This window comes from Paraburkholderia sp. BR10954 (assembly GCF_040965775.1).
Classification (GTDB): Bacteria; Pseudomonadota; Gammaproteobacteria; order Burkholderiales; family Burkholderiaceae; genus Paraburkholderia; species Paraburkholderia youngii.
Map to the genome: position 1 here is coordinate 80795 of NZ_JBFRCK010000003.1, position 13596 is coordinate 94390.

Below are 13596 nucleotides of genomic sequence, written 5' to 3' on the forward strand. Positions count from 1 at the left end.
TGCCTGTTAAGGCGCCGCGCAACATGCCTTCTCCGCGACCGGCGCCGATGTAGGCGCACAGCAAGAACTCTTGCTGCCGTCATACCCGCTCGCGTTACGGTCGGTACTGCATACACCCGTTTCCGGCAGTTCGAGTTCGACGCGACGCGCGGCCTCGATGTCGCCCGCGAGCCATGCCGCAATGGAGCGCACCTGTTCGTAGCCCGTCGCCATCAGGAAAGTCGGAGCGCGGCCATAGCTGGCCATTCCGGCGATGTAGAGTCCCGTATCGGGCTGCGCCAGTATCTCGGCGCCATGCGGCCGCACCGTGCCGCATGAATGGAGATTCGGATCGATCAGCGGGGCGAGGGCACGAGGGCATTCCAGCGCCGCGTCGAGATCGAGACGCACTTCGCGCAGGATCTGCAACTCCGGCCGAAGCCCCGTCGCTACGATCATTTCGTCGACCTCGACGGCACGCCCGTCAGCGTCCCGAACCTCGAGGGCACTACGGTTCACCCTGATTTCGTCGACGGCAAACGGCGTCAGCAGTTCGATGCGACCCGCGTTGACCAGTTGCTTGAGCCGCTGACCCAGTGCGCCGCGCTCCGGCAACTGGTCAGAGTCGCCCCCGCCGTAGACCTGACCTGGCTGCGAGCGTCGCATCGCCCAGACGAGCGTCGCGCCAGGCTCCTGCGTGGCCAGCTTGGCGAGGTCGATCAGCGTGCCGATAGCCGAGTGTCCAGAGCCGATGACCAGCACCTTTTTGCCCGCGTAACGGCTACGGTCTGAGCCCAGAACGTCGGGCATGCCGTAACGGATATGTCCGTGAGCCGCCTTTTCACCGATAGCCGACAATCCGGACGCGCCAGCCGGAGCCGGATTCCCCCACGTGCCCGTCGCAACGATGACGGCGCCCGCAACGAAGCGCCCTTCTTCGCCATTGCGTTCCTCGAAGCGGATTTCGAACGGCTGCTGCTCGCGCTGCGCGCTCTTGACTTTGCCCGTGCGAATGCGGGCGATACCGGTGACCCGCGTGCCAAGACGCAGGCAACCAGCAATCTCAGGCGTGCGCGCGAGCGGCAGCAGATACTGCTCGGCCAGTTCCCGCCCCGTCGGATAGGCGTCAGCGTCAGGTGCCGACCATCCTTGCCGTTCGAGCAACGCACGCGAAGCGCGGTCGATGTTGTACTGCCACGACGAAAACATATGAACATGGCCCCAGGCCAGCGGCGCAGCGCCTGCCGTTTCTTCCGCTTCGAAGATGACCGGATTCAACCCTTGCCGGATCAGATGAGCGGCTGCAGCGAGACCAACGGGGCCTCCACCGATGATCGCGACGGGCAGAGACGAGTCGAACTGTTGTTTGGACACCTGGGGCGCAGGGGCGCTCTTCGGGCGGCAGCATGAAGACACGGCTAACTCCTGAGTGGGTAGTTTCTATGTAATCGAGAGCATAGGGATTGCGTATGGCGGAGTCAGTGGCCAGTCTGATTCACACGCTTCGACAGTTCCTCGGCGCTTTCCTTGCGCTCGCTGTATCTGTCGACCAGATACGGGCCGATGTCGCGGGTCAGCAATGTGAACTTGACCAGTTCCTCCATTACATCCACGACCCGGTCGAAATAGGCGGAAGGCTTCATGCGCCCCGCCTCGTCAAACTCCAGGAACGCCTTCGCGACAGACGACTGGTTGGGAATGGTCAACATGCGCATCCAGCGCCCGAGGACACGCATCTGGTTCACCGCGTTGAAGGACTGCGATCCTCCGCTCACCTGCATTACGGCAAGCGTTTTTCCCTGCGTCGGACGGACAGCCCCGACCGAAAGCGGAATCCAGTCGATCTGCGACTTCATGATCCCGGTCATTGCACCGTGGCGCTCAGGCGAACACCAGACCATGCCCTCCGACCATTGCACCAGCTCTCTTAGTTCGGCCACCTTCGGGTGGGTATCGGGTGCATCGTCCGGCAGCGGCAGACCGCTCGGGTTAAACGTGCGTACCTCGGCGCCCATCGCCGTGAGCAAACGCGCGGCTTCTTCCGTCAGCAAGCGGCTGAACGAACGCTCGCGAAGCGAGCCATAGAGCAGCAGGAAACGCGGTGGATGAGTCGATGCGGTCGCGGGCCGCAACTGGTCGATGTCGGGCACGCGAAACAGCGCCGCGTCGAGTTGGGGTAGATCAACTATGCGGTCAGACACGTTTGTCCTTGGTTCATGTACTTTCTCCGATGCCGCTCAGGCACATTCGTACCAGGTCCCGGAACGGTTCACGACGCGCACTACGACCAGCATCACCGGCACTTCGACAAGCACGCCGACCACGGTTGCGAGCGCAGCACCCGATTCGAAGCCGAACAGACCAATCGCGGTGGCGACAGCCAGCTCGAAGAAGTTGGATGCTCCGATCAGCGCGGACGGGCAGGCAATGTTGTGCTTTTCACCAACCGCACGATTGAGCCAGTACGCAAGGGCCGAGTTGAAAAACACCTGGATCAGGATCGGAACAGCCAGCAGCACGATGACCAGCGGCTGCCTGATGATCGCCTCGCCCTGGAACGCGAACAGCAGCACGAGCGTCACCAGCAGTGCCGTAATGGACCAGGGGCCCAGCTTCGCCATGAACGCGTCGAATGTCTGCGGCCCCTTTGCGAGCAGCGCCTTCCGCAAGAACTGCGCGAGGATGACCGGAATGACGATGTAGAGCAGGACGGATGTGAGCAGCGTCGCCCACGGCACGGTAATGGCCGACATGCCAAGCAGCAGCCCGACCAGTGGTGCGAAGGCGATGATCATGATGCTGTCGTTCAAGGCGACCTGTGACAGCGTAAACAACGGATCGCCACCAGTCAGCCGGCTCCAGACGAACACCATCGCCGTACACGGCGCGGCGGCCAGCAAGATCAGCCCGGCGACATAACTATTGAGCTGGTCGGCGGGCAGCATGGGCGCGAACACATTCTTGACGAACAGCCAGCCCAGAAATGCCATCGAGAACGGTTTGACGAGCCAATTCACGAAAAGCGTGACGCCGATCCCCTTAACGTGCTGGCGGACCTCATGCAGTGAGCCGAAATCGACCTTGATGAGCATCGGGATAATCATCACCCAGATCAGCAGTCCGACCGGGAGGTTGACGTGCGCGTATTCCATCCGCCCGATGCGCTGAACGACGCCGGGAAAGATCTGGCCCAGCACGATCCCGACGACGATGCACAGTGCGACCCAGACGGTCAGATATCGCTCGAAGAAACTGATGGCCGGCCTCGACGCTTTTGTCGGCGACGCAATGTTTGGGGTATTCATTCGGCTGTTCGAAGGAAATCAGCTTTGCTGGATGCGGTTCAGCGCTTGCTGAAGGTCGGTATTGCTCAGCGTATCCAGGGGCAATGCCAGAAGTTGCAGCATGCGATAGCCAATCGCCTGGCGCGTCAGCTCGAACGCCCGCCGTTTGCCTTCGTCGCCTCCCGGTGCATTGGACGGGTCGGCGTATCCCCAATGCACCTTGACGGGACTACCGGGCCAGTACGGACATTCCTCCGCTGCAGCGCTGTCGCACACGGTGATCACCACGCGCATTTGCGGAGCGCCTTGGGCCACGAACTCATCCCAGCTTTTACTGCGATACCCCGCGGTATCGATACCCGCGTTCGTGAGCGCTTCCAGAGCGAACGGGTTAAGGCGGCCGCTCGGTGCGCTGCCTGCGCTGTAGGCGCGGACATCCTTGCCAAGCTTTTGGGCCCAATGATTGAGCATGCCTTCGCCCAGCACGCTGCGCGCCGAGTTGTGGGTGCAGAGGATCAGAACGTTGGTGGTCATGACGGAGTTCCGGTCATTGTCTACTGCTGCAGACGTTCGGAATATCGCCTGAGGCGCAGGATGCGCCGGCGCAGCAGTTTTCCGTGAGAAAACCGATCAGGTCCGTCATCGCGTCGAAATTTGCCGTGTAAATGACGAAGCGTCCGTCCTGACGAGACTTCACCAGGTCGGCGTGAGACAGGTCCTTCAGGTGGAACGACAGGCTCGACGGCGCAAGACCCAACTGTTGGCCGATTTCGCCGGCGGGCATGCCTTCGCGGCCCGCGACAACCAGAAGACGGAAGATCGCGAGTCGCGAGTCATGGGCAAGCGCGCCGAGCGCACGGACAGCAAGGTTCGGGTTCATGGGCGGAGCATACGTCAATGGCTTCGACATTTCAAGATTTGTGGAAATGTCGATCGTGATGCTCTATGGATCGGGAGAACAAGGGTGGGTGGCGACTTCGCTGTGAATAGCGCCCAGTCAGCGCTAAAGCGACGGGCGTCCCATGTGAGCCATCTGCGCCCGCCCAATGCGTGGCTACAACGGAGAGGCGTACTGCGCAATCCCATTCCCAAACGACCAGTTCTCCTTCTCGACCTCGACGAGATTGATGAACACATCCTCGGACCGCACGCCGGGCGACTTGCCTAGTTCATCGACGATGCGCCGGTACAGCGCCTTCTTCTGCTCGACCGAGCGTGTGTTGCTGACGGTCAGCTGGATCACGACGAGATCGTCGCCGCGCTCGATATTCTGGTATTGCCGGTCGTAGATCATGTTGTCGGCGGTGTGCTCGGTGATCAGCATGAACATGTCGTCCTTCGGCACGTTGAATGTGTCCACCAGCGAGCGCTGAATACTGGCGGTCAGCGCTTGGCGGTAGTCGGCCGGCTTGCCGGCGCGCAGTGAGATTCGGGTGAGCGGCATGACGGGCTCCTTGTTGCGGTGTTGGGTTGAACACAGCTTAGGCGCGCTAGATCATAATAAACAGATATCCATGCCTATTTCATCCATTTCCGTCTGAAATGAAAGTCCTCGATCTCGATGCAGTGCGGGCCTTCGTGCTGGTCGCCGATCTCCGCAGCTTCACGCGTGCCGCCGACGCGCTCGACACCACGCAATCGGCCGTCAGCCTGAAGCTGAAGCGACTGGAGGCGCACCTGGGCAAGCAGTTGCTGGAGCGCACCCCGCGCGTCGTGCGTCTGTCCGCCGACGGCCACGCGTTTCTCGGCGCCGCGCGCGAGTTGCTGAACGCGCACGAGCGCGCGCTCGGCGCGCTGTCGGTGGAGCGGCGCCGGCTCGTGCTCGGGCTCAGCGAGCACGTCGCGGGGCCCGATCTGCCGCACCTGCTGGGCCGGCTCAACGCGCACGATCCGGGTCTGGTGGTCGAGTTGCACATGGGCACCTCGGCGGCGCTGCTCGCGCAGTTCGACGAACGCCGGCTCGATGCTGCGATCGTCCGCTACGGCGCCGACGAACCGCCGCGCGACGACGCGCAGACGCTGTTCAGCGAACCGCTCGGCTGGCTCGCGACGCCGACGTGGCTACCGCGACTCGATGAGCCGCTGGCGCTCGCGCTATTGAGCCCGCCGTGTAATGTGCGCGACGTCGCGCTGCGCACACTCACAGCGGCGGGGGTCGAATGGCAGGAGGTGTTTGTGGGTGGCGGTGTCGCGGCGGTGGGCGCGGCCGTGGCCGCCGGGCTCGCCGTGTCCCCGCTCGCGCGCCGGGTTGCGCCGCGCGGTCTGCTCGACGTCGGCGCGCGGCTCGGCCTGCCGGCACTGCCGGAATCGCGTGTGACGCTGCATTCGCGCGTGCGCGAGGCCCGCTCGGCGGAAACGCTGCGGCTGCTCGCAAACGGCCTCGCCGCGGCGTGACACGGCGACCGATGCCGGACCACGCCGCACCGCTCGAAGCGGCCTCAGTGGATGATCGGCGGCAGCGAACCGCTGCTGGCAGTCGCCGGATTGGGCGCGGAGCCCATCGGCGCGATGTCGCTAACGTTTGCGGACGTATCCGACGAAGTCGGCACCGCGGGCCTGACCGGATTCGCACGGGAAACTGCCGGCTTGGCCGCGACTTTGTCCACGTGCGGACGCGCGGTATGAGCTGCCGCGAAATCGGCATGCACGATCTTGCCCGGAGCCGGTTTCGCGTGCGCCAGTTGTACATGCGGCTGCGCGTGATTCGCGGCCCGCGCGGTGACGGTGGCGTGCGACCGGTTCTGGCTCGAGGCCGCGACTTTCACGCCGCCGCCAAGCGCCGCGAGCTTGCCGCCGTGGCCCGCGCCGGCCGAGGCGACATGAGGCACCGCGTGCCGGACCCTGGTAGCCTGCTGCGCATGCGCACCGGCCTTGGACTTGACGCCGCTCTGCGTGGCGGCCTTCACCTTCACCTTCGCCGCTCCGGGCTGGTTCCGCGCGTGCGCCTGCCTGGTAACGTGTCCGCTCGCCTCCGGCGGATTCCATACTTCCGCATAACCGGCGGCCAACGCCGCCTCCGACACACACCACACGGCCAGCGCCGCTGCCACTGCTCGAACCCACATCTGCTGCTCTCCTGATCGACGACTGCCAAAACGAGCCGGGATTATATTCTCTTGCAAAAATCCATTTATGGACTAAGATCATTAAAAAGTACACATAGGGACTTACCCGAAATGGCTCACGCTGCCCGAATTTCCTCGCCCGAGGCATCGCCGCGACGATCGCTTTCCGAACCCACGCTGACGCAGATGTCCGCGGCGGGTCTGCGTGCGTTCTTCAACATCGCGCGCGACTGGGACCTGAGCGCCGACGAGCAGATCGTGCTGCTCGGCAAGCCGGGCCGCTCGACGTTCTTCAAGTGGAGGGCGACGCCCGAGACCGCGCGCCTCAGCCACGACACGCTGGAACGACTGTCGCTGCTGCTTGGCATCTACAAGGCGCTGCAGATTCTGCTGCCGCAGCCGAGCGCCGCCGACACCTGGGTCAAACGCCCCAACAGCGCGCCGCCGTTCGGCGGTAAACGCGCGCTGGACCGCATGCTGGCGGGCAACATCAGCGATCTCGTGGCCGTGCGCCAGTATCTCGACGCAATGCGAGGCGGCTGGGCGTGACAAAACCGCAATGGCAGGACCGCTGGACCAGCGCCGCGCTCGACTGGACGCCCGCGTATCGTGTGATTCCGACGCGCTTTCCGGCCATCAACCTGTTCGACCGCGTCGCGTCGCCGGAAGATTTCGAAGCGCTGTACGCGCTCGAAGCGATGACCAACGACCGATTGCGCACCGAAATCGGCGAACTCGATCTGGTGCCGCGCGAGGAGCGCCGCTTCGGGCCGGGCTACGGGCCGATCATGGCCGCGCTTACGCATCTGAATCCGCTTGGCAGCCGTTTTTCCGACGGCACGTATGGGGTGTTCTACTGCGCGCGTTCACGCGAGACGGCGATCGCCGAAACGCGCTATCACACCGGTCAGTTCCTCAAAGCGACCGCCGAGCCGCCGATGCGTCAGCAGATGCGTCTTTACACGGTAGTCGCGCAAGGCGGCGTGGTCGACTTGCGTCGCGACCCCGAGCTCGATGAAGCCGTGCTATCGCCCGACGACTACGTTGCCGGCCAGGCGCTCGGGCGCGCGGTTCGCGAGGCGGGCGCGCCGGGCATCGTCTATCCGTCGGTGCGCGACAGCGCCGGCGAATGCCTCGCGGCGTTCCGCACGACGCTCTTGCGCGACTGCCATCACGCGGCCTACCTCGAATACAACTGGAACGGCACGAGCGTGGATATGGTGTTCGAGTTGAACCAGGTCGGGTGACAGAGGAGCGGCGCAGCCGCGTGGCGACTTCAAGCCGCTCAAGGCAAGGCCAGTTCCGCCGCGCCTTCGGCGCGAGCGGCCTCGACCGAGATCGACCAGCGACGCAGCGCCTGCGGCTGCACGATCGTCAGCGTGCCGTCCGGCCCGAACGCGCCGGTATCGATGAACACCTGCGAGCCGATCTGCGTGATGTCGCGTACCGGCGTATGGCCGCAATAGGTCAGCGACAGCCCGCGCTGCCGCAGCGGATCGCCGTGACCGAGCGCGAGCTCGCGACCCCACAGCAATTGCTGGCGCGTTTCGGCCGAATAATTGCCCGCGTCGAGATCGGCATCTGAGCCGAAAAATTCGGCGTGCAGAACGTTGAAGCGCGTCTTGCCGCTGCCGATCACGCGCACGAGCGGCAGCGTGCGCAGATGCTCGGCGTAGTAACGCAGACGTTCGTCGGGCACGTCGGCCGCCCACCCGCCGCCGATGCCGTACCACCACTGCCGCCGCAAGCGGCCGTCGGCGACCGCGCACAGCGCGTCTTCGTGATTGCCGAGCACCGCATAGAACCACGGCTTCGCGAGCAGCGCGAGCGCCTGCTCCGAGTGCTCGCCCCGATCGACCAGGTCGCCGACCGAAAACAACCGGTCGCACGTCGGATCGAACGCGATCTGACGCAGCAGGTAGCGCAACGCATCGACGCAACCGTGCAGATCGCCGACCACGAAATCGCGGCCGGCCTCGTTGGCGTCGTGATGTTGAACGAAGTTGGCGGGAATGGCATTCATCTCATCATGATAATGCCGCCGACGCGCCCGCGTATGCGGGGTGCCTATCGTATCCGCACGCCTCATCGAGCAAGAAAGACATCGAACGACGCAAAAACGACGCTGAAACGACACATTCGCGGTATGCGTTACCGGAATTGCATATTTTCGCGAGTCACTCCTGCCGCGGCGCCCGAGCCGCCTCGCCTGCTATTGCAGCGTGCGCAGCTTCGCCACCTGGCCGGTCGTGATCGTCGCCTGCGGATTGCCGAACTGTTTCGTCACGTAGTTGGTGATCGCCGCGATCTGCTCGTCGTCGAGATGGCCGCCGAAGCCGGGCATCAGCACGTCCGCGTGCGTGGTGGTGCGGTTCACGCCGTGCAGAATCACCAACGCGAGATTGTTCGCGTCGTTCGCGCCGACCGTCGAGTTGTGGATCAGCGACGGATACGCGCCCGGCGCGCTCGCGCCCACGCCCTGCCCGGTCCAGTTATGGCAGGTCGCGCAATTGGCGACGAACAGCTGCGCGCCGTTCACGCCGGTGATCGCGGTGCCGCGCAGCGCAGCGACATCGTTGGCGGGATTGCCCCATTGATGACGAGGACGCGCGTCACCGCCGCTCACGGCCGGCACCGAGCGCAAGAACGCGACGATCGAGCGCAGATCCACCGGCGTCAGATACTGCGTGCTGTTCGCGACCACTTCGCCCATCGGTCCGGCCGCGTTCGCGCGGCCCGGCGCCGCGCCGGTCGACAGATACGACGTGAGTTCGTCGTCGCGCCAGTTGCCGACGCCGCTCAGCTTGTCCGGCGTGATATTGAACGCGTGCCAGCCGGCCTGCACCGCACCGGAGAAACGCGCGCTGGACTGCAGCCCCTGCATAAAATTGCGCGGCGTATGGCATTCCTCGCAATGCGCGAGCCCTTCGACCAGATACGCGCCTCGGTTCCATTCGGCGCTCTGCTTCGGGTCCGGCACGAAGCGCCCTTCGGTGAAGTTGAACATGTTCCAGAACACCATCAGCCAGCGCTGATTGAACGGGAATTTGAGGCTGTTCGCGGGCGGCGTGTAGTGAATCGGCGTGAGCGTGTTCAGATAAGCGCGGATCGCGAGCACGTCCTCCTTGGTCACGCGCGTGTAGGCCGTGTACGGAAACGCCGGATAGAGCCGCTCGCCGCCCTTGCCGATGCCTTCGTGCATCGCGCGCATGAAATCCGCGTCGCTCCATCGGCCGATGCCGGTGTCGGGATCGGGCGTGATGTTGGGCGTCACGATCGTGCCGAACGGTGTGCCGATCGGCAGGCCGCCCGCGAATGGGCGCGACTTGTCGGCCGTATGACAGGCCGCGCAATCGGCGGCACGGGTCAGGTATTGGCCGCGCTTCACGAGTTCGCCATTCGCGGCGCTGCCGTCGAGCGTGGCCGGGCTGCCGTCCGACGCCTGCGCCGCGTCGTCGGCGCGCGCCTGGGTGATCGGCATTTCGTCGGTCGAAACTGCGTCCGGGCCGTGCGACTCGTGCCACGCAATCGACAGCGCGAACAGCGAAAACGCGGCTGCGAGCGCGGCCCCGCCGAAGCGGCGGCGCTGGGCCACGTGCATCCGCGCAGAATCCAGCTGTACGCGAGAGGTGTTCTTCAGCATTGTGGCTCTCCGGTCAGCGCTCAAATTTCGCGCTTCAGCTTGTCGGCCAGCTTCAGCGACAAGGCCGCGATCGTCAGCGTGCAGTTCACCGACGCGGCGGTAGGCATCACGCCGCTGCTGGCGATGAACAGGTTCGCATGATCGTGCGTGCGGCAGTCCGCGTCGACGACCGAACTCGCCGCATCGCTGCCCATGATCGTCGTGCCCATGATGTGATTGTTCGGCGCGAAGCTGTCGTCGAACGAGACTTCGGTGCCGCCGAATAGCGCCGCGATCTTCGCATACTGTTCGTGCGTATCGGCGGCGCTCTTCTTCACGTAGTCGTTGATCGAGTAGTAGATCTCGGGCTGCGCAATGCCGAGCGCGTCCTTGTGATCCGCCGACGGCACGATGCGGTTCTGCGGCTCCGGCAGATGTTCGTGAAAGCTGTTGATGCTCAGCGTGCGTGCCGCGCGGTCGCGAATCTGCCGGTCGAGCTCGGCGCCGGTCAGGCCTTTTTTCAGCAGATCGGCGGTAACGCCCATGGTCGGCACGCCGTTCGACAGATGCAGCTTCTTCGACGCGTAGTCGGAGCGGAACGCACCGTCGCGGAAGTTGACGATCGAGGTCATCTCCATCGGGCCGCGGCCGGGCCACAGCGGTTCGTTCGCGAGAAACGTGACGCCGGTGCCCGGATGGTCCATCAGATTGCGCCCGACCTGATCGGAGCTGTTGCCGACGCCGTGCGGGAATTTTTCCGTGGTCGACATCAGCATCAGCTTCGGCGTTTCGATGCCGTTCGCCGCAAGCACGAACAGCTTGCCGGTGACGCGTGTGCTATTGCCGTTCGGGTCCTTGTAGTGGACCGCGGTGATGAGCCGTTTGTCGTCCGCTTCGATGCGATACACGACCGCTTCGGGAACCAGTTTCGCACCGGCCTGCTCGGCCTTCTCCGCATGGATCACGCCGTTGTACATCGCGGCGATCGGGCAGATCGGCATGCAGTTGTTGTTGCCGCAGCAGGTCGGCCGCGCATCGTACGGCCGGCTGTTGCGCGCAACCGGTTCGGGCACGACCTTGAAGCCCTGTGCGTTGAGCACGTCGCTGAAACGCTGATCCATGTACGACAGCGGCAACTGCTGCATCGGATAGGGCTTCGAGCGCGGCGAACCGAGATCGATCGAACTATCCGGACCGGACACGCCGAGCTGCACTTCGGCGGCCACGTACCACGGCTCGAGCGCTTCGTACGGATACGGCCAGTCGCGCCCGACGCCATACAGCTTGTGCAACTGGAAGTCCGACGGCAGCAGCCGCCACGCGGCGGCCGCCCAGTGCCACGTCGTGCCGCCGACGAGCCGCACGTATTGTGAGTTGTACGGATAATCGCCCTTCTGGATCAGGTAGTTGTTCGCGGGCGCGTATTCGGGATGCGGCGCGTAAGGCGTCGACGGATACGGCGTCGCGAAGTCGGACTTGGCCGGCGAATTGCGGAAGTTCTCGACGATCTGCCAGCGCGCAATGCGCGGCCCGGCTTCGAGCAGGATCACCGACGCGCCCGCCAGTGCCAGCTGATGCGCAACCAGACTGCCGGCGACGCCCGAGCCGACCACGACGATATCGGCGGATTGTGTGTTTGCCATCGTTTCTCTCTCCGGTGCTCTGCCTGTTGCGGGCTTGGTTCGTGCGCTGCTGGCGTGGCCCGCTGGCGAGCCCGCGCGGCTTACGCCTGCAGCGGCTTCTGCGTCCAGTAGAACGGCACGTCGCGGCAATAGGAGGGAATCGTGAGCACGTCTTGCACAGGCGCGAACATCAGCGCCTTTTCATACGCGATCACCTGGACGTGCGGCATGTCGCCGACGAGTCCGAGATACCACGCGCGCATGATCGCGCCGACCGCTTTTGCGAGCGCGGGCCGGTCGGTCCGCAGCGCCTGCGTGACGGTATCGGACGGCACGCCGCCGTGGCCTTGCAGCCAGGTGTTCAGCGCGGCGACGTTCTGCGCGAACTGGTTATCGGCACGCGACAGCGCATCGTAGACACGCTGGCCGAGCACGGTGTCGAAACTGCTACGGCCGGTGAGGTGTTGCGAAAGCGCGAGGAAGGCATCGAGTCCGCCGCCGGCTGGCGGCGTAGCGGCGAACGCGGGCGCGATCCACGACAGCGAACGGCTCGCGCCGGCGAACGCGAGCGCCGCGGCCGCCGCGCACGAACCGAGCACCCATGCCCTGCGCGAAGCGGAAAACGACGGGGACAAACCGGTGAAACGCGTGGCACTGCGATAGGACTTCGCTCCTTGCCGATGCGTCATGTGGGGATGCGCATCGTTATCCTCAGGAACATCTGTCATGGGGGCTCCAGATGATGAGTCGTTCTCGACGAGCTGCGCGGGGAAGGCATGATGCCGTTCGTGTGCCGCTTCGTTTGCTCTTCCCCAAACCTGGTCTGACGCCGCTTCAGCGGTCTCGAATCCGTGCGCGCGATTCACGCACGCACATGTGTGGCGCTGTATGCATGAGCGCAACGAGTGCTGCCGTTTTCTGCCAATCGCCTTTCAACTGAAAGCGGCGCGCAAGGCCGCTGCGAAAGACTATAGCCTGTGACCCACCATTCGACAATCGGTCCTCGTTGCACGCGTAGAATCAGCGACACCGACTGCCCTACACTTTGTCGTCCATCTCGACTCATGTCCATCAACTACTATCCGCAAGTTCTTCGCAATCGGCCCCGCACGGTGATCGGCCTCGTGATCGGGATCGTCGTCGCGTTCCTCGTGCCCGATCATACGAGCCCGATGGCGCGCACACTGATCGGCTGGGACGCCGCCATCTGGAGCTACCTGCTGATGATCTGGGTGCACATGGCTCTCGCCGACGAGCACCGCGTGCGCGAACGCGCGATACGCGACGACGAAAACGCGGGCGTCGTGCTGGTCGTGATCTGCGTCGCGACGATCGCAAGCATCGCCGCGATCGTGCTCGAACTGGCGACGGCCAAAGGCTCGGGCGGCGCAACGACCTTCTGGCACTACCTGCTGACCGGTCTGACGCTGATCGGCGCATGGTTTCTGATTCCGACGATCTTCACGCTGCACTACGCGCGCCTCTACTACGGCACCGACGCGAAAGAGACCGCGTTGAAATTTCCCGATCATCATTTACTGCCGAACTACTGGGACTTCCTGTACTACTCGTTCACGATCGCGGTCGCGTCGCAGACCTCCGACGTGGTGCTGCGTTCGCGCGAAATTCGTCGCGCGACACTCGCGCAATCGGTCCTGTCGTTCTACTTCAACGTCGCGGTGCTCGGCTTGTGCGTGAACATCGCGGCGGGGCTGCTGGGTTCGTGACTCGGCCATTGCGCGGCGCTCGGATGAATTTCATGCGAATGCCACGCGCGTGCCACATGGCTGCCACGCGAGCGTCACCCTGGCTGCGCGCGTCCGTCTGTGTAAATCCGACCCGCGTCGTCCCGTTTTACATGCCGCGCCAGCCGCGGCGTGCGTAACAATGCCCGCTTAATCGCGCGCGCTCCGTGCGGGCGCGCACCTTCGGCACCCGCCATCTCAACGTAACCTCCCCCTTTTCCCGCTAGCGGGCCGCCGCGTTGGCACATGGTTTGCTCCCTTTCGGCGACGAGTGACGAC

The 13596-nt window shown here is 64.3% G+C and carries 15 protein-coding genes; 4 read left to right on the forward strand and 11 right to left on the reverse strand.

Translation table 11 applies throughout. From position 1 onward, the window contains the following. Positions 1-6: 6 nt before the first annotated feature. The 6 genes from AB4Y34_RS05420 to AB4Y34_RS05445 form a co-directional block, all read right to left on the reverse strand. Positions 7-1353 carry an FAD-dependent oxidoreductase gene (locus tag AB4Y34_RS05420; protein WP_368715466.1) on the reverse strand — a complete coding sequence of 449 codons (1347 nt, stop codon included), beginning with the start codon at positions 1351-1353 and terminating at the stop codon, positions 7-9. A gap of 104 nt (positions 1354-1457) precedes the next feature. After that, complete coding sequence (gene arsH / locus AB4Y34_RS05425; RefSeq protein WP_312883565.1) at positions 1458-2180, reverse strand: arsenical resistance protein ArsH; 723 nt, start codon at positions 2178-2180, stop codon at positions 1458-1460. A 36-nt stretch (positions 2181-2216) separates the two neighbouring features. After that, on the reverse strand, positions 2217-3284 hold the full coding sequence (arsB, locus tag AB4Y34_RS05430) for an ACR3 family arsenite efflux transporter (RefSeq protein ID WP_368715467.1): 1068 nt from the start codon (positions 3282-3284) through the stop codon (positions 2217-2219). An 18-nt stretch (positions 3285-3302) separates the two neighbouring features. Next, a complete protein-coding gene (locus AB4Y34_RS05435) occupies positions 3303-3797 on the reverse strand; it encodes an arsenate reductase ArsC (RefSeq protein ID WP_176378894.1) in 495 nt (164 codons plus the stop codon). A 13-nt stretch (positions 3798-3810) separates the two neighbouring features. Then, the gene (locus tag AB4Y34_RS05440) at positions 3811-4143 is read right to left on the reverse strand and encodes a helix-turn-helix transcriptional regulator (RefSeq protein ID WP_176378893.1); all 333 of its coding nucleotides are present in this window, start codon (positions 4141-4143) and stop codon (positions 3811-3813) included. Positions 4144-4317: 174 nt separating this feature from the next. Continuing rightward, positions 4318-4707 (reverse strand): tautomerase family protein, encoded by a 390-nt coding sequence (locus AB4Y34_RS05445; protein WP_176378892.1) that lies wholly within the window; start codon positions 4705-4707, stop codon positions 4318-4320. A gap of 98 nt (positions 4708-4805) precedes the next feature. Between AB4Y34_RS05445 and AB4Y34_RS05450 the strand changes: the two genes are divergently transcribed. Next, on the forward strand, positions 4806-5657 hold the full coding sequence (locus AB4Y34_RS05450) for a LysR family transcriptional regulator (protein ID WP_368715468.1): 852 nt from the start codon (positions 4806-4808) through the stop codon (positions 5655-5657). A gap of 44 nt (positions 5658-5701) precedes the next feature. Here the strand turns inward: AB4Y34_RS05450 and AB4Y34_RS05455 are convergent, their stop codons facing one another. Next, on the reverse strand, positions 5702-6328 hold the full coding sequence (locus AB4Y34_RS05455; RefSeq protein WP_368715469.1) for a hypothetical protein: 627 nt from the start codon (positions 6326-6328) through the stop codon (positions 5702-5704). A gap of 186 nt (positions 6329-6514) precedes the next feature. On the opposite strand from AB4Y34_RS05455, the gene AB4Y34_RS05460 reads away from it, so the two are divergent. Next, entirely contained in the window at positions 6515-6877 is a 363-nt protein-coding gene (locus AB4Y34_RS05460; protein ID WP_018424156.1) for an MbcA/ParS/Xre antitoxin family protein, read from the forward strand. Beyond that, the gene (locus AB4Y34_RS05465; protein WP_176107197.1) at positions 6874-7575 is read left to right on the forward strand and encodes an RES family NAD+ phosphorylase; all 702 of its coding nucleotides are present in this window, start codon (positions 6874-6876) and stop codon (positions 7573-7575) included. Before AB4Y34_RS05460 ends, AB4Y34_RS05465 begins: the two co-directional genes overlap by 4 nt. Before the next feature lie 38 nt (positions 7576-7613). Here the strand turns inward: AB4Y34_RS05465 and AB4Y34_RS05470 are convergent, their stop codons facing one another. The 4 genes from AB4Y34_RS05470 to AB4Y34_RS05485 form a co-directional block, all read right to left on the reverse strand. Then, the gene (locus AB4Y34_RS05470) at positions 7614-8351 is read right to left on the reverse strand and encodes a metallophosphoesterase (RefSeq protein ID WP_255208723.1); all 738 of its coding nucleotides are present in this window, start codon (positions 8349-8351) and stop codon (positions 7614-7616) included. A 189-nt stretch (positions 8352-8540) separates the two neighbouring features. Beyond that, the gene (locus AB4Y34_RS05475) at positions 8541-9971 is read right to left on the reverse strand and encodes a cytochrome c (protein WP_368715470.1); all 1431 of its coding nucleotides are present in this window, start codon (positions 9969-9971) and stop codon (positions 8541-8543) included. Between the two features lie 20 nt (positions 9972-9991). Further along, positions 9992-11593 (reverse strand): GMC family oxidoreductase, encoded by a 1602-nt coding sequence (locus AB4Y34_RS05480; protein ID WP_176378888.1) that lies wholly within the window; start codon positions 11591-11593, stop codon positions 9992-9994. 80 nt (positions 11594-11673) lie between these two features. Next, positions 11674-12300: a sugar dehydrogenase complex small subunit gene (locus AB4Y34_RS05485; protein ID WP_176378887.1), complete on the reverse strand. Its 627-nt coding sequence runs from the start codon at positions 12298-12300 to the stop codon at positions 11674-11676. Positions 12301-12636: 336 nt separating this feature from the next. Here AB4Y34_RS05485 and AB4Y34_RS05490 point away from each other — a divergent pair, with 336 nt between their 5' ends. Beyond that, complete coding sequence (locus AB4Y34_RS05490; RefSeq protein WP_176123338.1) at positions 12637-13299, forward strand: DUF1345 domain-containing protein; 663 nt, start codon at positions 12637-12639, stop codon at positions 13297-13299. Positions 13300-13596 lie beyond the last annotated feature (297 nt).

Excerpts from the sequence above, each read along its gene's own strand:
- AB4Y34_RS05480 (WP_176378888.1), bottom strand. The coding sequence starts at position 11,593 with ATGGCAAACACACAATCCGCCGATATCGTCGTGGTCGGCTCGGGCGTC.
- AB4Y34_RS05470 (WP_255208723.1), bottom strand. The coding sequence starts at position 8,351 with ATGAATGCCATTCCCGCCAACTTCGTTCAACATCACGACGCCAACGAG.
- AB4Y34_RS05485 (WP_176378887.1), bottom strand. The coding sequence starts at position 12,300 with ATGACAGATGTTCCTGAGGATAACGATGCGCATCCCCACATGACGCAT.
- AB4Y34_RS05435 (WP_176378894.1), bottom strand. The coding sequence starts at position 3,797 with ATGACCACCAACGTTCTGATCCTCTGCACCCACAACTCGGCGCGCAGC.
- arsB (WP_368715467.1), bottom strand. The coding sequence starts at position 3,284 with ATGAATACCCCAAACATTGCGTCGCCGACAAAAGCGTCGAGGCCGGCC.
- AB4Y34_RS05440 (WP_176378893.1), bottom strand. The coding sequence starts at position 4,143 with ATGAACCCGAACCTTGCTGTCCGTGCGCTCGGCGCGCTTGCCCATGAC.
- AB4Y34_RS05445 (WP_176378892.1), bottom strand. The coding sequence starts at position 4,707 with ATGCCGCTCACCCGAATCTCACTGCGCGCCGGCAAGCCGGCCGACTAC.
- AB4Y34_RS05490 (WP_176123338.1), top strand. The coding sequence starts at position 12,637 with ATGTCCATCAACTACTATCCGCAAGTTCTTCGCAATCGGCCCCGCACG.
- AB4Y34_RS05450 (WP_368715468.1), top strand. The coding sequence starts at position 4,806 with ATGAAAGTCCTCGATCTCGATGCAGTGCGGGCCTTCGTGCTGGTCGCC.
- AB4Y34_RS05460 (WP_018424156.1), top strand. The coding sequence starts at position 6,515 with ATGTCCGCGGCGGGTCTGCGTGCGTTCTTCAACATCGCGCGCGACTGG.
- AB4Y34_RS05455 (WP_368715469.1), bottom strand. The coding sequence starts at position 6,328 with ATGTGGGTTCGAGCAGTGGCAGCGGCGCTGGCCGTGTGGTGTGTGTCG.
- AB4Y34_RS05475 (WP_368715470.1), bottom strand. The coding sequence starts at position 9,971 with ATGCTGAAGAACACCTCTCGCGTACAGCTGGATTCTGCGCGGATGCAC.